At 68.7% G+C, this 17,693-nt stretch carries 16 protein-coding genes; 10 read left to right on the forward strand and 6 right to left on the reverse strand.

All coding sequences use genetic code 11. The features are described from left to right. From msrB to HV783_RS17525, 4 genes are all read left to right on the forward strand, one after another. The coding region (gene msrB / locus HV783_RS17510) for a peptide-methionine (R)-S-oxide reductase MsrB (protein WP_254603929.1) at window positions 1–416 on the forward strand (416 nt) is incomplete at its 5' end. 35 nt (window positions 417–451) lie between these two features. Beyond that, complete coding sequence (gene msrA, locus HV783_RS17515; protein WP_116792643.1) at window positions 452–1,150, forward strand: peptide-methionine (S)-S-oxide reductase MsrA; 699 nt, start codon at window positions 452–454, stop codon at window positions 1,148–1,150. A 533-nt stretch (window positions 1,151–1,683) separates the two neighbouring features. After that, complete coding sequence (locus HV783_RS17520) at window positions 1,684–4,491, forward strand: autotransporter outer membrane beta-barrel domain-containing protein (protein WP_175189572.1); 2,808 nt, start codon at window positions 1,684–1,686, stop codon at window positions 4,489–4,491. Between the two features lie 200 nt (window positions 4,492–4,691). Then, window positions 4,692–5,192, forward strand: coding sequence for a hypothetical protein (locus HV783_RS17525; RefSeq protein WP_175189573.1), 501 nt, complete (start codon window positions 4,692–4,694; stop codon window positions 5,190–5,192). A gap of 84 nt (window positions 5,193–5,276) precedes the next feature. On the opposite strand, the gene HV783_RS17530 is transcribed toward HV783_RS17525, so the two are convergent. Beyond that, on the reverse strand, window positions 5,277–5,828 hold the full coding sequence (locus HV783_RS17530) for a Dps family protein (protein ID WP_049074093.1): 552 nt from the start codon (window positions 5,826–5,828) through the stop codon (window positions 5,277–5,279). Between the two features lie 158 nt (window positions 5,829–5,986). Next, on the reverse strand, window positions 5,987–6,652 hold the full coding sequence (locus HV783_RS17535) for a TetR/AcrR family transcriptional regulator (RefSeq protein WP_175189574.1): 666 nt from the start codon (window positions 6,650–6,652) through the stop codon (window positions 5,987–5,989). Window positions 6,653–6,779: 127 nt separating this feature from the next. On the opposite strand from HV783_RS17535, the gene HV783_RS17540 reads away from it, so the two are divergent. Both HV783_RS17540 and HV783_RS17545 read left to right on the forward strand, forming a co-directional pair. Continuing rightward, the gene (locus HV783_RS17540; RefSeq protein ID WP_054504281.1) at window positions 6,780–7,481 is read left to right on the forward strand and encodes a DAPG hydrolase family protein; all 702 of its coding nucleotides are present in this window, start codon (window positions 6,780–6,782) and stop codon (window positions 7,479–7,481) included. A 109-nt stretch (window positions 7,482–7,590) separates the two neighbouring features. Next, on the forward strand, window positions 7,591–8,781 hold the full coding sequence (locus tag HV783_RS17545; RefSeq protein ID WP_175189575.1) for an MFS transporter: 1,191 nt from the start codon (window positions 7,591–7,593) through the stop codon (window positions 8,779–8,781). A gap of 25 nt (window positions 8,782–8,806) precedes the next feature. On the opposite strand, the gene HV783_RS17550 is transcribed toward HV783_RS17545, so the two are convergent. Beyond that, window positions 8,807–10,201 carry an aminotransferase-like domain-containing protein gene (locus HV783_RS17550; protein WP_175143807.1) on the reverse strand — a complete coding sequence of 465 codons (1,395 nt, stop codon included), beginning with the start codon at window positions 10,199–10,201 and terminating at the stop codon, window positions 8,807–8,809. A gap of 116 nt (window positions 10,202–10,317) precedes the next feature. Between HV783_RS17550 and HV783_RS17555 the strand changes: the two genes are divergently transcribed. Further along, window positions 10,318–11,181, forward strand: coding sequence for a DMT family transporter (locus HV783_RS17555; RefSeq protein ID WP_049074106.1), 864 nt, complete (start codon window positions 10,318–10,320; stop codon window positions 11,179–11,181). Window positions 11,182–11,243: 62 nt separating this feature from the next. Here HV783_RS17555 and HV783_RS17560 read toward each other — a convergent pair whose 3' ends face one another. Then, window positions 11,244–11,456 carry a YbdD/YjiX family protein gene (locus HV783_RS17560; RefSeq protein ID WP_100504858.1) on the reverse strand — a complete coding sequence of 71 codons (213 nt, stop codon included), beginning with the start codon at window positions 11,454–11,456 and terminating at the stop codon, window positions 11,244–11,246. 17 nt (window positions 11,457–11,473) lie between these two features. Continuing rightward, window positions 11,474–13,558, reverse strand: coding sequence for a carbon starvation CstA family protein (locus tag HV783_RS17565; RefSeq protein WP_054504285.1), 2,085 nt, complete (start codon window positions 13,556–13,558; stop codon window positions 11,474–11,476). A gap of 317 nt (window positions 13,559–13,875) precedes the next feature. On the opposite strand from HV783_RS17565, the gene HV783_RS17570 reads away from it, so the two are divergent. The 3 genes from HV783_RS17570 (at window position 13,876) to folE (ending at window position 16,601) form a co-directional block, all read left to right on the forward strand. Next, complete coding sequence (locus HV783_RS17570; protein ID WP_054504286.1) at window positions 13,876–15,303, forward strand: cache domain-containing protein; 1,428 nt, start codon at window positions 13,876–13,878, stop codon at window positions 15,301–15,303. Next, window positions 15,300–15,956, forward strand: a complete 657-nt coding sequence (locus HV783_RS17575; RefSeq protein ID WP_006387204.1) for a response regulator — start codon at window positions 15,300–15,302, stop codon at window positions 15,954–15,956. Before HV783_RS17570 ends, HV783_RS17575 begins: the two co-directional genes overlap by 4 nt. Window positions 15,957–16,055: 99 nt before the next feature. Next, window positions 16,056–16,601: a GTP cyclohydrolase I FolE gene (folE, locus tag HV783_RS17580; RefSeq protein WP_026383761.1), complete on the forward strand. Its 546-nt coding sequence runs from the start codon at window positions 16,056–16,058 to the stop codon at window positions 16,599–16,601. Window positions 16,602–16,674: 73 nt separating this feature from the next. Here the strand turns inward: folE and HV783_RS17585 are convergent, their stop codons facing one another. Continuing rightward, window positions 16,675–17,607 carry a DMT family transporter gene (locus tag HV783_RS17585; RefSeq protein ID WP_240806509.1) on the reverse strand — a complete coding sequence of 311 codons (933 nt, stop codon included), beginning with the start codon at window positions 17,605–17,607 and terminating at the stop codon, window positions 16,675–16,677. Window positions 17,608–17,693 lie beyond the last annotated feature (86 nt).

Below are 17,693 nucleotides of genomic sequence, written 5' to 3' on the forward strand. Positions count from 1 at the left end.
CCGCGCGCGCCGCGCAGCCCCGCGCCTACCCCTATACCCTGACCGACGCCGAATGGCGCGCCAGGCTGACCCAGGCGCAGTACGACGTGCTGCGCCGCGAGGGCACCGAACGGCCCTACACCAGCCCGCTCAACGACGAGCATCGCGCCGGCACCTTCGCCTGCGCCGGCTGCGCCCAGAAGCTGTTTTCGTCGGCCACCAAGTTCGACAGCGGCACCGGCTGGCCCAGCTTCTGGCAGCCGCTGGAACACGCCGTCGACACGCTGGAAGACCGCAGCTTCGGCATGACCCGCACCGCCGTCAATTGCGGCAATTGCGGCGGCCACCTGGGCCACGTCTTCGACGACGGCCCGCGCCCGACCGGACTGCGCTACTGCATGAACGGCGTGGCCATGAACTTCACCCCGCAGGCCTGATCGCGGCCGGCGTCATTTTTCGAGGATTGCGCATCATGTTCCTTCGTCCCTTCTCCCGCGCCCGCCAGACCGCGCTGGCCGCCGCCGGCGCCCTGTTCGCCCTCGGCACGGCCGGCGCCGCCGAGACTGCCTTCATCATTCCGCCGCCCGCGCTCGACGCGTCGGCGGCCGGCGCGGCCCAGGAAAAAGCCGTGATCGCCGGCGGCTGCTTCTGGGGCGTGCAGGCGGTGTTCCAGCACGTCAAGGGCGTCACCTCGGCGGTCTCCGGCTACGCCGGCGGCCAGGCAGCCACCGCCGACTACGACACCGTCAGCGGCGGGCGCAGCGGCCACGCCGAATCGGTGGAAATCACCTACGACCCGAAGCAGGTCAGCTACGGCCAACTGCTGCAGATCTATTTCTCGGTGGCGCACGACCCGACCCAGCTCAACCGCCAGGGCCCGGACAGCGGCACCCAGTACCGCTCGACGGTGTTCCCGGCCAACGACGACCAGCGCAAGGTGGCCGAGGCCTACATCGCCCAGCTGAACAAATCCGGCGTCTACCCCAAGGCGCTGGCCACCACGGTGGAACCGCTCAAGGCCTTCTACCCCGCCGAGGGCTACCACCAGGACTACCTGGTGCGGCACCCGTACAGCATGTACATCATGGTGAACGACGTGCCCAAGGTGGAGAACCTGGCCAAGACCTTCCCGGCGGCGTATCGCGACAAGCCGGTGCTGGTGAATCCGTAGGCAGCGGGTGAATCCGCGGGCGGCTGGCGGACAGGGCTGTTGTTGGCGGCCGCCGGCGGGGCTTGCCGCGCCGGCGGCCGCGCCACGCGCGGCCGTCGCTGCCGTCCCGCGCCGTGCAGCCGGGAAGGCGCTCTCGCGATGGCCGTAAAAGCGCGCGTCCTGACCATTTTCGCGGCGCTTCGATAAGCAAGATAAATAATAAAAACCGCGCCGATTCTTAAAACAGAAAGTCAGCATCTATCGTGCCTGACAGATAATATAGAATGTATCGATTCCCGCCATATTGATAATACGGCCGGTATCCAAAACACCAATAAAAACAATTGGTTGGTATCCAAACGGCCGAAAATTGCGGCCTTGGATGGTATCTTTCAGGCAGTTTTTTAATCTGCAAAAAAGCAGGTATAAATTGCGTCCTTTTTCCACCGGCCCGTCCATTCCATACAAAGTATTTCAGCCATCGGAAACACGATTTCCGTGGGCAATTGCGTATGGCATCGGGACCTCGGGCCGAGACAAAAAGGATTCCAGTCTTGATATACGGCACGAACAAGTGGCTGACGGCCACGGTCGCATTGAGCACCACCTGCTGCGGCGCCGCCATGGCGGCCGACCTGACGGTGGCGTCCGGCAGCACGCAGGTGTTCGACGGCTCGGCCGCCTTCCCCGGCGGCGTTGACGTCAACGGCGGCACCCTGGTGATCGGCGGCAACGGCGGCGGCGCCGGCGTCACCCTCACCGGCAACGTCAACGCGGCCGCCAACGGCACCGTCTCGGGCTTCGGCGCGATCAACGGCAACCTCGACGTGAACGGCGCGCGCGTCGCCCCCGGCTACCCGGTGGGCACGCCCACCGGCGTATCCAACGGCAACCTCGTCGTCAGGGGCGACCTGTCGATGAACAACGCCGTATTCGACTTCGAGACCGGCTACGCGGGCCTGCCGATCACGCAGCCCGGCACCGGCGACAACATCACGGTCGCCGGCAACGCCACCCTGAACAACACCACGTTGAACGTGTCGGTCAACACGCTGGGCACCAACGCCGGCTACTACCGCATCCTGTCATACGGCGGCACCCTGAGCGGCAACGGCCTGACGCTGGGCAGCGTGACCGGCGACTCGCAGCCCGCGGCGACCATCCAGTCGCTGACCGGCGACAAACAGATCAACCTGATCCTGGGCCCCAGCACCACCAATCTGTGGAACGGCAACGGCGCGGCATCCGCCACCCGCGCCGGCGGCGGCAATGGCACCTGGAGCGCCGCCAGCGGCAACTGGAACAGCCCCACCAACGCCACGGGCGCCCTGCCCGACGGCGGCTACGCCATCTTCACCGGCGCGGCGGGCACGGTCACGGTCGATGGCGGCGCCGGCCCGGTGCGCGTGTCGGGCATCCAGTTCGCGACCGACCGCTACACCGTGCAGGGCTCGCCCATCACCCTGGTGGGCAGCGGCGGCAACCCGCCGGCCCTGGTGGTCGGCGACGGCACCTATGCCTCGGGCCAGTTCGTCGACACCATCCACAACCCGCTGCAAGGCACCCAGGGCTTCGTCAAGACCGGCCCGGGCTCCCTGATCCTGACGGCCGACAGCAGCGGCCTGAGCGGCCCCATCCTGATCGCCGACGGCGCCCTGGAGATCGACGGCAAGCTGAACGGCCCCCTGGACATCGGCCGCGAGGTCGTGCTGGCGGGCGTCGGCCAGGTCGGCACCACCACGCTCTACCCCACCGCCGTGATCTCCCCGGGCAACGACGGCTCGCCCATCGGCACGTTGACGGTCAACGGCAACCTCGCCTTCGGCGCCGATACCGTCTATCGCGTGCACGCCGATCCGGCCAGCAGCGCCAGCGACCGCATCCACGTCACCGGCGTCGCCACGCTGGATGGCACCGTGGCGCACGTCGGCCCGGCCGGCAACTATGCGCCGCGCACCACCTACAACATTCTCACCGCCGACGGCGGCATTCAGGGCCGCTTCACCGGCGCCTCCAGCGCCTACGCCTTCCTGACGCCCACGCTCAGCTACGACGCCAAGAATGCCTTCATGACGCTCACGCGCAACGACGTGCCGATCGGCAGCATCGGCGGCACCGGCAACGAAGCCAGCGTCGGCGGCGCGCTGGACCAGGAAGATCCGCCCGCGAGCGGCAACGGTTCGACCTCCGGCGGCAACGCGTCGGCCTCCAGCGGCAATGGCACGACGGCCACCGGCAACGGCTCGTCCGTGGTCGGCAGCGGCAGCACTGCGGCCGCCGGCACCGGCGCCCGCCAGGTGACCACGGCCGTGCTGACGATGACGCCCAATGAAGCGCGTTCGGCCCTGAAGCAGTTGTCCGGCGAGGCCTACGCCAGCACCGCCACCGTGCTGCAGAGCCAGGCCGACAGCGTGCGCGCGCTGCCGCTGGATCACCTGCGCGGCAACCTCGACGCGCCGGCGCGCGCCGGGCAGCCGACCGCTCAACTGGGCGCGCCGTCGGCCGACGCGCTGCCGCAAAGCGGCGCCTCGCCGGTCTGGGCGCAGGCGTTCGGCAACTGGAGCACCTTCGCCGGCGACGGCAACGCCTCGAGCGTCAGCCAATCGTCCGGCGGCCTGTTCGTCGGCGGCGATGGCGCGGTCGGCGGCGGCTGGCGCCTGGGCGGTGCGGTCGGCTACGTCGGCAGCCACAGCTCGCTGGCCGACTCCGCCTCGCGCACCGACGTCGACAGCTACACCGCCACGATCTTCGGCGGCCGCAATTTCCAGGCCGGTCCCGGCCACCTGCGCTTCATGGCCGGCGCCGCCTACACCTGGCACGACATCAACACCAAGCGCGACGTCGCGGCCGGCAGCCTGAACCAGCGCCTGGAGTCGTCCTACCGCGCCTCGTCGACGCAGCTTTTCAGCGAACTCGGCTACCACCTGCCGCTGAGCGATGCCTACAGCATCGAACCCTATGCCGGCCTGGCCTGGAACCAGCTTCGCACGCGTGATTTCGAGGAATCGGGCGGATCGGCCGCCCTGCGCGGCAAGGGCCGCACCGACGACGTGACCAGCAGCACGCTGGGCGTGCGCGGCGCCTGGCAGTTCGAGTCCAGCGGCGCGCCGGGCCGCCTGACCGCCTCGCTGGGCTGGCGCCACGCCATGGGCGACGTCACGCCCAGCCAGCAATTGGCCTTCGACGGCGGCGGCACGTTCTCGGTGCGCGGCGTGCCGATCGCCAGGAATGCCGCGGTGGTCGGCCTGGGCGCCGAAATCGCGCTCGCCCGCAACACCACCGCCGGCGTCGCCTACGACGCGCAGTTCGGCGGCGGCAACCGCCAGCAGTCGGGCCTGCTCAAGCTGGCCGTGCGCTTCTAGGGCAACGCCGCGAGACCGCGGGCGTCGCGATGGCGGCGCCCGCCGCGCCGGGAACGCCCGCGCGCATTGCGCTACAGTGCGGGGGGCAGGCGGAATCCGGCCATCCGGATATCCGCCCTGCGCATCCATGATCTCTTCGGCCTGGCGCGGCAACCCCGCCCGCGAGGCCGCGAACCCATGCCCCCAGGAAAAGCACAGTAGTGAACGACACCCACATGCCGGACGACGGCGACTTCGAAGACCGCAAGGAACAGGGCGCCACGCTGTGGCGCGACGATGGCTGGACCGCCCGCATCATCAAGAACGAAGACGACGACGGCTGGGCCGTCGAGATGACCCTGGACGGGCAGGCCGAACCGGCCCTGGTGGGTCCGTGGACCATGGGCCGCGACAAGAAGAACCCCAAGCCCCTCGACACCCCCGCCTTCCATACCCTGGTCAAGACCGCCAACGAAGTCCTGCGGCGCCACGAACAGCAATTGCACGCGACGCTGCACAAGAGCGTGAAGATCGATGCGGCCGCCGGCCGCGTCACCGTCAAGCTGGATATCGTGCCCGACGAGGACGAGCCCTATGCCGTGCTCAGCGCCTACGACGAATCGGGCGAACAACTGGCCGAAATCCACGTGGCGCCCACCTACAAGCTGAGCGTGCAACGGGCCTCGGAATGGGCCCGCGGCGGGTTTGGGCGCGAGGGCTGACGCACCGGCAACCGGCGGACCGCCCTTCGCCCCGCCCTCTCCCGCCCCCCGATACAGGGGCCGGGAAACGGCCGCCTACGCCGTTCAATGACCGGTGCTGTCGCCCTGCCGGCTGGCCTCGAACAGGAACCAGGTGCGCCGCTCGGTCTCGTCGATCCAGTTCTCGATGAGGCTGGAGCTGGCGATGTCGCGATGCTCGTCGGTCACGTTGTGGGCCTCGCGCAGCGTGGCCGCCAGGGTCTTGTTGTCTTCGCGCAGCTCGGCCAGCATGTCCAGCGGCTGGACGTAGTCGGCATCGTTGTCGGCGATGCGCTGGGTGCGCGCGATATGGCCGATGGAACGCAGCGTGGTGCCGCCGATCTTGCGGATGCGCTCGGCGATGGGATCGGTCATGGCGAACAACTGGTCGCCCTGCTCGTCCAGCAGCAGGTGGTAATCGCGAAAATGCGGCCCGCTGACATGCCAGTGGAAGTTCTTGGTCTTCAGGTACAGCGCGAACACGTCGGCCAGCACCTGGTTCAACACCGCGGAGATATCGCGGGTGGCGGCGGCGGCCAGATCGGTGGGGGTTGCCAGCGGACGCTTGCGCAGCGTCTTCGCCGCCTTGGTGGTCTTCGCATTCAGTTTCTTGGCCATGGAATCGCAGCTCCTGGAAATGATTCGGAAAACACGCGCGCGGCGCGATCGGTCGCGCCGCGACGTCCCAGGGTAATTCCGTATGCGCGCTTTGCCAATGGCCGCGCGCGGCTGGCGCCAAGCTGAATCGATATGCCCGCGCGGGCATGACGCCATCACTAGTCCGGCAGGACCTCGAACACCCGCCCCTGCCCGGAGAACAGCGCCACGCAAGCCTGGATGCGATCCGCGATGGAGCCCCGCGGCAGCGGCTCGGCCAGGCCCAGCGCCATCTGCCGCAGCGGTTCGGCGATGGTCATGGCCAACAGCAGGCCGGCGGTCTGACGTGGTTGCTTGATGCGGATCAAACCGCGCGCGGCCAGTTTCTCGAACCACCCCGCCAGCATCGCGGTGCCGCGCTCGATGCCGTTTTCCTGATACACCGCCAGCAGCGCGTTGCGCGCCGGAAAATCGGCCGTCAACAAACGGAACATGCCGACGGCGTCGGCCGACAGGGCGCGGTCGGCGATCGTCTGCAGCACCCGCGCCAGCGCCGGCAGCACCTCGGCGGCGCTGGCGACCTCCTGCGCCAGCGCCGGCTCGAAGCTGTCGGTCCAGCCGCGCACCACCTGCGCCACCAGGTCCTCGCGATTGGCGGCGAAGCGGTACACGGTTTTCTTGGCCATGCCGGCGCGACGGGCCACCGCTTCCAGCGTCGCGCCGCCATAACCTTCGTTCAGCAGCAGCCAGGTGGCGGCGTCGAGGATCGCGGCGCGCAGTTCGGCGTCGGGTCGGGCGGGACGGCCGCGCGGGCGCGGCGCGGCGGATGAGGCAAGGGACGCCATGGGCGATTGGTTCTCCTGATGTCGAGTGGGCGATCTTACACGGTCCATTTATTTTGGAAACGAATAACGTTTCTTTAATGTAGAATCGGCTTTCCCTTATGGCTTTCCCTTATCCCGGAGACCTCGCATGACCACCCCGCACCCCGATGCGGCGCACATCGCCGCCGACATGGACAGCCTGCTCGATCCCGCGCCGCTGAGGCTGGAGACCGGCATTGCCCGGCTGCCCGGCGGCGGCCTGGTGGTGGCCACGCGCACCGACCTGCATGGCTGCAAGGGCCGCATGCTCGACTGGTGGTTCAAGTTCTTCCAGACCACCCAGCACATCAAGTGGTGGCATCCGCACGACCATGTCGAGCACCGCGGCTGGGACAGCGCCTGGCGGCGCGGCGAAAGCTATATCGGCGCCTCGATCCACGCGGTGGAGTCGCTGGCCGACCTGCCGCCGGTGGCCGCCAGGCTGAAATTCCACGCACCGCAGGAGGCCTTCGACGCCGCGCGCCTGCGCGCCGCGCACGGCAACCAGGACGTGTCGGCGGCCATCTACGCCCGCATCGGCTTCGGCGACCACATCCAACTCGACGCCGATGGCGATCCGAGGGATGGCCAGATGATCCACCTGGCGCGCGACACGCCGTTCGGCTGCGTGCTGCGCAGCCGCTTTTACCTGGGCCTGTCGAGCCCACGGCCGCAAGAGGACGTGCCCGACGTGCTGGGATTGAACCTGCTGCGCCATTGCTATACCGAGTTCACCTACCTGTCGCGCTTGCTGCCGTCGATCTATTACGGCGAGCACGCCAACGGCGAAGCCGCGCCGCTGCCCTGGTAAGGCCGACACGGCCGTTGCGATGGCAAGGCCGGCGCGGCGGCGCGGAGCCGGCCGGGCGGAAGGAGTATGCTACGGCGCTTCCTCCCAGCCACACTTCTGTCACATCGCTATGCGCGGCAACCCCGACGCCCGGCAAGGCGCTATCGCCCTGCATGGGTTCTACTTCCTGTACTACGGCTTGCAGGGCGTCAGCATCCCGTTTCTTCCCCTGTGGTTCGCCAGCCGCGGCCTCGACCCGGCGCTGATCGGCCTGATCGTGGCGACCTCGTTCCTGCCCAAGATCCTGTCGACGCCGGTGGTGGCGCACGTGGCCGACCAGCGCGGCAGCGCGCATGGCCTGATCTTCGCCGCGCTGACCGCTTCGCTGCTGCTGTTCATCTGCTACCCGTTCAGCGCGGCGCCGGCCTGGCTGTTCGCCGTCACGCTGCTGCTGAACGCCGTGTTCCCGGCGGTGCTGCCGCTGCTCGACCGCATGGCCATCGCCAGCAGCCGCGGCCAGGGCAATTCCTACACCATCATCCGCGCCTGCGGCTCGCTCGGCTTCGCCGTGGTGACGGTGGCCGGCGGCTACCTCATCAAGACCTTCGACGCCGATTGGGTAATGTGGCTGTCGATCCTGCTGATCGTCGCCTGCCTGGCGTGCGTGCGCCTGTTGCCGCGGGCCGCGCGCCCGAGCGCCGAGGAGGCGCCGGCCGAGCGCGCGCGGCTGCCGATGCGCGAGATCCTGCGCGACCGGCCGCTGCTGCTGTGCATCGCCGCCGCGTCGCTGGTACAGGCCAGCAACGGCTTCCTGTATTCGTATTCCACGCTCTACTGGACCGACCGCGGCCTGTCGACGGCGCTGATCTCGACGCTGTGGGCGGTGGGCGTGGCCAGCGAAGTGCTGTTCTTCTTCCTGGCGCCCAAGGTGCTGGCGCGGCTCGGCGCCCAATGGCTGATCCTGGTTTCGGCCGCCATGACCGCCCTGCGCTGGGCCGGCCTGTCGGCCACCACCGACCCGGGCTGGATCGCGGCGCTGCAAGTGCTGCAATGCTTCACCCTGGCCGGCAACAATGCCGCCATCATGTGGTACATCGCGCGCCGCGTGCCCGCGGCCTGCAAGACGTCGGCCATCGCGCTGTATGCGCTGCTGTCGGGCGGGGTGTTCATGTTTGGCAGCATTCAACTGGGCGGCGCGCTGTATCGCGGTTACGCGCCGGCAGGCTTCCTGGTGATGGCGCTGTGCGCGGCCTGCGCCATTCCGCTGGTGCTGGCCGCCGAGAAGCGGACCCGCCGCGACGCGCCGGCCAACAACTCCTAGCGCGCGGCCCCATCCGCGGGACCGCTCACGCCGATCGCGCCGCGCCCAACGCCCGCGCCAGCGTGTCGAATACGCGCGGATCGGTGGACTGGGCCACGTTGAAGCGCAGGCAGTCGCCCGCGCTCAGCGACACGCTGAAGGCGTTGCCGGGCGCCAGCACCACGCCGTCGCGCAGGCAGGATCGCGCCACCGTCGCCGCGTCAATGCCGGCCGGCAGGCGGCACCACAGGAACATGCCCGCCTTCGGCTGCAGCCACGGCACGATGCCGAGCGCCCGCAGCCGCGCCGTGACGCTGTCGCGCTCCTCGGCCAGCCGCTGCCGCACCCACTCCATGTGCCTGCGGTAGCCGCTGTCGGTCAAGGTCCGGAACACCACGTCGGCCGCCAGCCGCCCGCCGCCGAACGTGGTGGCGATCTTCAGGTCGGCCAGGCTGTCGATCCAGTCGCCGCGCGCCGCGATGAAGCCGCAGCGCAGCGAGGCCGAGATGGTCTTGGAAAAGCTGCCGATCTGGATCACGCGTGACAGGCCGTCGAAGGCCGCCAACCGCGGCGCCGGCGCGTGTTCGAAGTCGGCGAAGATGTCGTCTTCCACAATCACCAGCCCCGCGCCGTCGGCGGCCTTGAGCAGCCGGTGCGCCACCAGCGGCGACAGCGTCGCGCCGGTGGGGTTGTGGATGCCCGAATTGGTGATGTACAGGCGCGGCGCGTGCTCGCGCAGCGCCGCCTCGAAACGCGCCACATCGGGCCCGTGTGGCGTGTACGGCACGCTGACCACGCAGGCGCGGTGGGCCTTGAGCAAGGCGTGGAAATTGAAATAGCAGGGATCATCGACCAGCACCGTATCGCCCGGTTCCAGCAGGAAGCGGCAGATCAGGTCGATGGCCTGGGTCCCGGACTCGGTCAGCATGAGCTGCTCGGGCGCGGTCTCGATGCCGGCGGCGGCCAGGCGCCGCGACAGGACCTGGCGCAGCGCGGGGTGGCCGAGGGGCGTGGCGTAATCGGTCAATTCCAGGGAATCGGACTTGGCCAGCGCGCGCAGCGCGCGGCGGATGCCGGACTCGTACATCCAGTCGCCCGGCAGCCAGCCGCAGCCGGGCCGCAGCGCGTCGGGCGCGGCCTCCAGCGACTGGCGCGAGACCCACAGCGGATCGATCTCGCGGTCCAGCTTGGGGCCGATCTCGGTCAGCGCCAGCGGCGCCACCGGGCCGGCGACGTAGAAGCCCGAACCTGGTCGCGACGTGATGCTGCCTTCGGCGGCCAGGCGTTCATACGCCTCCACTACCGTCGACACCGACAGGCCCATGGCGCCGGCCTGCGCGCGCACGGACGGCAGGCGCGCACCCGGTGAGTACGCGCGCGATGCGATGCGCGATCGCACCTGCGCCATGACCGCCTCGATCCGGGTGCCGCCTGATGTCATTTCGCCTCCATCCGTACTGGACTGTTTTGCATAACAGTTATTTTAAATTGTACTGGACTGTCTCTGGGAAACGCGGCGTCCGGATGCTTCACTGGACGCTTTGCGCGGAGCAGTGCATGGACAAGGCAACCAGCGGTTGGATCAACGGTTTCATCGGCGTGGCGATCTTCGCCGGATCGCTGCCCGCGACGCGGGTGGCGGTGGCGGAGCTGGACCCCATCTTCCTCACCTGCGCCCGCGCCACCATCGCCGCCGCGCTGGGCTGGGCCCTGCTGTGGCTGCTGCGCCAGCCGCGACCGCGGCGCGCCGACCTGCCCGCCCTGATGCTGACGGCAATCGGCGTGGTGCTGGGCTTTCCGCTGCTGACGGCGCTGGCGCTGCAGCACGTCACCTCGGCGCATTCGATCGTGTTCGTCGGCCTGCTGCCGCTGTCCACCGCCGTGTTCGCGGTGCTGCGCGGCGGCGAACGGCCGCGGCCGGCATTCTGGCTGTTCTCGGTGGCGGGCTCGGCCTTCGTGGTGGGGTACGCGCTGACGGGCGGATTGGACGTGTCGCTCAAGGGCGACCTGCTGATGCTGGCCGCCATCGTGGTCTGCGGCATGGGCTACGCCGAGGGCGCCAGGCTGTCGCGCACGCTGGGCGGCTGGCAGGTCATCAGTTGGGCGCTGGTGCTGTCCTTGCCGGCAATGCTGCCGCTTGCGCTGCTGACCCTGCCTTCGTCGTTCGCGCAGGTCACCGCGGCCGGCTGGATCGGCCTGGCCTACGTGTCGCTGTTCAGCATGCTGATCGGCTTCGTGTTCTGGTATCGCGGCCTGGCCCTGGGCGGCATCGCCGGGGTAGGCCAGTTGCAGTTGTTCCAGCCCTTCATGGGCCTGGGCCTGGCGGCGCTGCTGCTGCATGAGCAGGTCAACTGGACCATGCTGCTGGTGACGCTGGCCGCCGTCATCTGCGTGGCCGGGGCCCGCAAGCACGCCCGTTGAACGCCATTGGCGCCGGACAAAGCCGGCGCCTTTTGCCATCGCGATCGACGAGCCGTGGCCCGTCAGCAGCAGCCGATGCGTTTCTTGCCGCCGTAGCGGGCGTCCTGCCGCTCGCGGAAGAAGTCCTCGTAGCTCATGGGCTCCTGGTCGGGATGGGTGCGCCGCATGTGCTCGACGTAGTTCTCGTAGTCGGGCACGCCGACCATCAACCGCAGGGTCTGCCCGAGGTAGCGGCCGGCGGCGCCGGCCGCCGAGGTCATGTTGGAAAACAGCATGGCGGCGCCTCCTTGCGTCAGTCCGCGCCGGCGGCCACGGCCGGCAGGGCTTCGTAGGGCGTCTCGCGCGCGGTCGGCCGGTTCTCGGCGCGGGCGCGCATCACCGAACGGATGCCGAACACCACGATGCTGACCACCACGAACATGAAGATCGCGCACAGGCCGGCGTTGATGTAGTCGTTCAGCACCACGCGCGACATTTCCGCCAGCGACTTGGCCGGGGCCAGCACCTTGCCTTCGGCGATGGCGGCGTTGTACTTGGCCGCGTGCGACAGGAAGCTGACCTTGGGGTCGGCATGGAACAGCTTCTGCCAGCCGGCGGTCAGCGTGCACGCCAGCAGCCACAGCGTGGGCAGCACGGTGACCCAGGCGTAGCGGTCGCGCTTCATCTTGAACAGCACCACGGTGCCCAGCGTCAGCGCGATCGCGGCCAGCATCTGGTTGGCGATGCCGAACAGCGGCCACAGCGTGTTGATGCCGCCCAGCGGATCGACCACGCCCTGGTACAGGAAGTAGCCCCACGCCGCCACGCACAGGCCGGTGGCGATCAGGTTGGCGGGCAGCGACTCGGTGCGCTTGAGCGACGGCGCGAAGGTGCCCAGCAGGTCCTGCAGCATGAAGCGGCCCGCGCGGGTGCCGGCGTCCACGGCCGTCAGGATGAACAGCGCTTCGAACAGGATGGCGAAGTGGTACCAGAACGCCATCATGCTGGGGCCGCCGATGGCCTGGTGCAGGATGTGCGCCATGCCCACGGCCAGCGTCGGCGCGCCGCCGGCGCGCGAGATGATGGTGCTTTCGCCGACGTCCTTGGCGGTCTGCACCAGGTCGGCCGGGGTGATCACGAAGCCCCAACTGGACACCACCTGGGCGACCTGGTCGGGCGTGGTGCCGATGACGGCGGCCGGGCTGTTCATGGCGTAGTAGATGCCCGGCTCGATCACGCAAGCGGCCACCAGCGCCATGATGGCGACGAACGACTCCATCAGCATGCCGCCGTAACCGATGTAGCGGGCCTGGGTTTCGTTCTCGATCAGCTTGGGCGTGGTGCCCGACGAGATCAGGGCGTGGAAGCCCGACACCGCGCCGCAGGCGATGGTGATGAACAGGAACGGGAACAGGTTGCCCGACCACACCGGGCCGGAGCCGTCCACGAACTGCGTCAGCGCCGGCATTTTCAGCTCGGGCGCGACCACCACGATGCCGATGGCCAGGCCGACGATGGTGCCGATCTTCAGGAAGGTCGACAGGTAGTCGCGCGGGGCCAGCAGCAGCCACACGGGCAGCACCGAGGCGATGAAGCCGTAGACGATCAGGATCCAGGTCAGGCCCTTGCCGTCGAAGTCGAACATCGGGCCGATGACCGGATGCGCGGCCACGTCCTGGCCGAAGGTGATCGCCGCCATCAGGCCGACGAAGCCGATGATAGACACTTCGCCGATCTTGCCCGGGCGGATGTAGCGCAGGTAGACGCCCATGAACAGCGCGATGGGAATGGTGGCGGCCACCGTGAAGGTGCCCCACGGCGAGTGCGTCAGCGCCTTGACCACGATCAGCGCCAGCACCGCCAGGATGATGACCATGATCATGAAGGCGCCGAACAGCGCGATCACGCCCGGGATCTTGCCCAGCTCGGACTTGACCAGGTCGCCCAGCGAGCGGCCGTCGCGGCGGGTCGAGATGAACAGGATGGTGAAGTCCTGCACGGCGCCGGCGAACACCACGCCGGCCAGGATCCACAGCATGCCGGGCAGGTAGCCCATCTGCGCGGCCAGCACGGGGCCGACCAGCGGGCCGGCGCCGGCGATGGCGGCGAAGTGGTGGCCGAACAGCACGTGCTTGTTGGTCGGGACGTAGTCCAGGCCGTCGTTGTACTTCCAGGCCGGCGTCATGCGCGTGGGATCAAGGCGGAACACCTTGTTGGCGATGAAGCGGCTGTAATAGCGGTATGCGATCAAGTACACGCAGACGGCGGCAATCACCACCCATAGCGCGTTGATGGTCTCCCCTCTGGCCAGCGCCACGGTGCCCAGCGCGAACGCGCCCAGGACCGCAACCGCCAGCCAGACCAGGTGCTGACCCAGTCCCTTACTGCTGGTTTGCATAAGTGCTCCTCTTGCCTCCCGCCATGCTTTTGGCGTGAAACGCTTTTTTCGTCCCGCGGGTAGGCAGACTCATTGTTGTAGGGTGGCGGGCGCGAACGTCCGCACGGCGTCCGGTCGACGCGGGCGTTAGTATTTCGGTTTGCCCGGGGCGCAACAAGCGCGGAACTACGCAAGCCCCCTACGTGGTACTACGGAATGCGCCGCAGCATATTCCCCGCGGGGATCGTAAAATCGGCGGCGCGGACTCCTGTCCGGCGTGGGCCTTTTTCCCTTGATGCACCGCAACACGCGCATTCGGCGCTGATACAAATCCCCTGATGAAGCTGCGCCTGAAAATCCTGCTGCTGGCCGCCGTCCCCCTGCTGGTGGCGCTGGCGGCCATCGCCGTGGCCGTCTACGTGCAGGGCCTGCAACTGGCCCAGCGCGAAAAGGAAGTGGTGGAAAGCGCCTGGCTCGGCAGCAAGGAAAGCGAGCTGCGCCATTACGTCAGCCTGGCCTACAGCGCGATTGCCCCGCTGCAGGACGCCAGCGACGGCGACGCCGCCCGCGAGCGCGCGCTGGCGCTGCTGGCACAGATGGAATTCGGCCACGACGGCTATTTCTTCGTCTACGACCTGCAAGGGCGGAACCTGATGCACCCGCGCCAGCCCGAACTGGTCGGCCAGGATCTCTGGAACCTGCGCGACACCCGCGGCCAGCCAGTGATCCAGAACCTGCTGACGGCGGCCCGCCGCGGCGGCAGCCAGGGCGAGGCGGTGCACTACCAGTGGGAAAAGCCCTCGACCCACCAGATGGTGGAAAAGCTCGGCTACGTGGTGGTGCTCGAACGCTGGGGCTGGATGCTGGGCACCGGCATCTACCTGGACGACGTCGAGCAGACCCTGGCGCACATCGACGCCGCCGCCCAGTCCAACATCCGCAACATGTTCGCCTGGGTTGCCGGCATCGCCGCGGTCTCGATCCTGGGCGTGGCGGCCTGCGGCCTGGCGCTCAATATCAGCGACCACCGCCAGTCCGACGCCAAGCTGCGGTTGATGGCGCAGCAACTGGTGCGCTCGCAGGAAGACGAACGCGCCCGCCTGTCGCGCGAGCTGCACGACGGCATCAGCCAGGTGCTGGTGTCGATCAAGCTGGCGCTGGAGGCCGCGCGCGAACGATTGCGCCAGGCCCTCGGCGCCGAGCCGCGCGCGCTGGCGCACATCGACACGCCGCTGGGCGGCGCGCTCGACCGCCTCAATACCGCCGTGGGCGAAGTGCGCCGCATCTCGCACAACCTGCGCCCCACCCTGCTGGACGACCTGGGCCTGCCGGCCGCGCTGGAACACCTGGGCCGCGAATTCGCCGGCGCCAGCCAGCACGGCGCCGCGCCGCTGACCGTGCGCCTGTCGACCCAGGGCCGGCCGGTGAAGCTGCCCGACGCCTACGCCACCGCCCTGTTCCGCGTCACCCAGGAGGCCCTGACCAACGTCGTGCGCCACGCCGGCGCCCGCCGCGCCGACCTGACGCTGGCCTACACCGAACGCGACCTGCGCCTGACCATCCATGACGACGGCCGCGGCTTCGACTACGCCGAGGTGCAGCAGGATCCGCGCCGCGGCATCGGCCTGCGCAACATGCGCGAACGCATGACCGCGCTGTCCGGCAGCCTCAGTTTCCATACCTCCGACCAGGGCACCACCCTGCAGGCCTGGCTGCCCTTGCCGCCGCCCTTCTCCGACGCCTCCGACGCTTCCCGACCCGCATGACCGACCCTGGCTCCCCCATCCGACTGCTCCTGATCGACGACCACCCGCTGGTGCGCGACGGCCTGCGCCTGCGCCTCGAGACCGTGCCGCACCTGCAGGTGGTGGGCGAAGCCGGCAACGCCGCCGCCGCCCTGGCCTTCCTGCAGGCCTGCCTGGCGGAGGACCCGCTGGGCGGCACCCTGCCGCAACTGGTGCTGATGGACCTGAACATGCCGGGCGTGGGCGGCCTGGAGCTGACCGCGCAGTTGCATGAACGCTATCCGCAGATCGCGGTGCTGGTGCTGTCGATGCACGACAACGCCGAATACATGGTGCAGGCGGTGCGCGCCGGCGCCCGCGGCTACCTGCTCAAGGACGAGCCGGCCCAGGAGATCCTGGCGGCCATCGACGCGGTCATGACCGGCCGCACCTACTTCAGCGCCGCCGTGTCGCTGCGCCTGTCGCAGGCCAGCGCCCCCGCCACCCTGCTGACCCAGCGCGAGCGCGACGTGCTGCGCCACATCGCCAGTGGCCACGCCAACAAGCAGATCGCCCAGGCGCTGGGGCTGTCGGTGCGCACCGTCGAAACCCACCGCCTGAACATCAAGCGCAAGCTGGGCATCGACGGCCAGGCCGAACTGATCAAATACGCGGTGGAAAACCGCGGCGTATAACCCCTCTGGCCGTCAGGTTTCCGGCTGCGAAGCCGGCCCGCGCTGGAGTAGACTTGCGTGTTCATCGCCATCGCCGGCGCGCAGCCCCCAGGAGTTCCCATGTCATTGGAAAGTCACTACACCGCCATTCTCGAAGCACTGGGGGAAGACCCATCCCGCGAAGGCCTGGCGGACACGCCGGCGCGCGCGGCCAAGGCCATGCGCCACCTGTGCCGCGGCTACAACCAGAATCTGGAAGAAATCGTCAACGGCGCCCTGTTCACCTCCGACACGCGCGAGATCGTGCTGGTCAAGAACATCGAGCTGTATTCGCTCTGTGAACACCACATGCTGCCCTTCATCGGCAAGGCGCATGTGGCCTATCTGCCCAACGGCAAGGTGCTGGGCCTGTCGAAGGTGGCGCGCATCGTCGAGATGTACGCCCGCCGCCTGCAGATCCAGGAAAACCTCAGCCGCCAGGTGGCCGAGGCGGTGCAGTCCGTCACCGGCGCCGCCGGGGTGGCGGTGGTCATCGAGGCCCAGCACATGTGCATGATGATGCGCGGCGTCGAAAAGCAGAATTCGTCGATGGTCACCTCGGTGATGCTGGGCGAGTTCCACGACAACCCGTCGACCCGCGCCGAGTTCCTCAGCCTGATCCGCTGAAGCGCGCCTGGCGTCGCCCGGGAATGGCCGGCCCCTCGGGACCGGCTTTTTTTGTCGGCGCACGAAGCGAGCGCTAGCGCGGTTCGTTCCGCACGACCATCCAGATGCCGCACGCAGACACGGCCGTGCCCACCAGCATCAGCCAGGACAGCGGCTCGCCGAACATGGCCCAGGCCCACACCAGCGTAACCGCCGGGCTCAGGTACAGCACGCTGGCGACACGGGTGGGAGACGAGCGCCGCAGGCAGATCCAATACAGGCCGTAGCCGCCCAGCGTCGACAGCGCCGCTGTCCACAGCACGCTCAGCGCGAACCCCGCGCTGGCAACCGGCAGCAGGCTGCCTTCCCTGCCCGCCAACGCGGCGAAAGCCACCGCCGAAATCGCGCATTGCACCCACAGATTGGACAGCAACCCCATGGACGCAGGGGAATCGGCCTGCTTCTGCCACAGGGTGGCCAGCGCCAGCGACAGCATGCCCAGCAGCGGCAGGCCGTAGGTCCATGGCGGCGTCCCGCCCCAGGCCAGCGCATCGCGCGTGACCAGGACCACGCCCAGCAATCCCAGCAACAATCCCAGCCAGGCTTGCCGGCGCAGGCGCTGGCCAGGCAGCCCGGCGCCCAGCAGCGCCGTACCGATCGGCAAAAGGTCGGCGATCAGTGCGGCCAATCCCGCGGGCACCCCGTACTCGATGCCCTTGGCAACGCCCGCCAGATAGCCCGCCATCGCCAGCAGGCCGATGCCGGCGTGGCGCAGCAGCAGCGCCGGCGGCGTGCGTCGCAGCTCGCCCGCCACCCAGGGCAGCAGCGCGAGCGCCACCACCACGCAGCGCCAGAACACCACCAGGAAAGCCGAGGCGTGATCGATCGAAAAGCGCATGCCGACAAACCCCGAACTCCACGTCACGATCAAGGCGGCCTCCAGGACCAGCAGGGGCACGGCCGCCAGGGCGGCGCGCGGCGCCGTTCCCGGGGCGAATGTGGCGTTACGGGTGTCCCGGCGGGGCATGGCTGGCTTGCTCGTGGTGGGCGTCCTCATGCCCTTGACCTTAAAGCCAGGCCATAATCAAATAAATCAAAATATATTTGCCATCT

Origin of the sequence: Achromobacter dolens (genome assembly GCF_902859745.1) — a bacterium.
Taxonomy (GTDB): domain Bacteria; phylum Pseudomonadota; class Gammaproteobacteria; order Burkholderiales; family Burkholderiaceae_B; genus Achromobacter; species Achromobacter dolens.

Bases quoted from the DNA above. Each gene is read 5' to 3' on its own strand.
- folE (WP_026383761.1), top strand. From the start codon at position 16,056: ATGTCATTGGAAAGTCACTACACCGCCATTCTCGAAGCACTGGGGGAA.
- HV783_RS17555 (WP_049074106.1), top strand. From the start codon at position 10,318: ATGGACAAGGCAACCAGCGGTTGGATCAACGGTTTCATCGGCGTGGCG.
- HV783_RS17565 (WP_054504285.1), bottom strand. From the start codon at position 13,558: ATGCAAACCAGCAGTAAGGGACTGGGTCAGCACCTGGTCTGGCTGGCG.
- HV783_RS17560 (WP_100504858.1), bottom strand. From the start codon at position 11,456: ATGCTGTTTTCCAACATGACCTCGGCGGCCGGCGCCGCCGGCCGCTAC.
- HV783_RS17570 (WP_054504286.1), top strand. From the start codon at position 13,876: ATGAAGCTGCGCCTGAAAATCCTGCTGCTGGCCGCCGTCCCCCTGCTG.
- HV783_RS17530 (WP_049074093.1), bottom strand. From the start codon at position 5,828: ATGGCCAAGAAACTGAATGCGAAGACCACCAAGGCGGCGAAGACGCTG.
- HV783_RS17550 (WP_175143807.1), bottom strand. From the start codon at position 10,201: ATGACATCAGGCGGCACCCGGATCGAGGCGGTCATGGCGCAGGTGCGA.
- HV783_RS17585 (WP_240806509.1), bottom strand. From the start codon at position 17,607: ATGCCCCGCCGGGACACCCGTAACGCCACATTCGCCCCGGGAACGGCG.
- HV783_RS17545 (WP_175189575.1), top strand. From the start codon at position 7,591: ATGCGCGGCAACCCCGACGCCCGGCAAGGCGCTATCGCCCTGCATGGG.
- msrA (WP_116792643.1), top strand. From the start codon at position 452: ATGTTCCTTCGTCCCTTCTCCCGCGCCCGCCAGACCGCGCTGGCCGCC.
- HV783_RS17540 (WP_054504281.1), top strand. From the start codon at position 6,780: ATGACCACCCCGCACCCCGATGCGGCGCACATCGCCGCCGACATGGAC.
- HV783_RS17575 (WP_006387204.1), top strand. From the start codon at position 15,300: ATGACCGACCCTGGCTCCCCCATCCGACTGCTCCTGATCGACGACCAC.
- HV783_RS17535 (WP_175189574.1), bottom strand. From the start codon at position 6,652: ATGGCGTCCCTTGCCTCATCCGCCGCGCCGCGCCCGCGCGGCCGTCCC.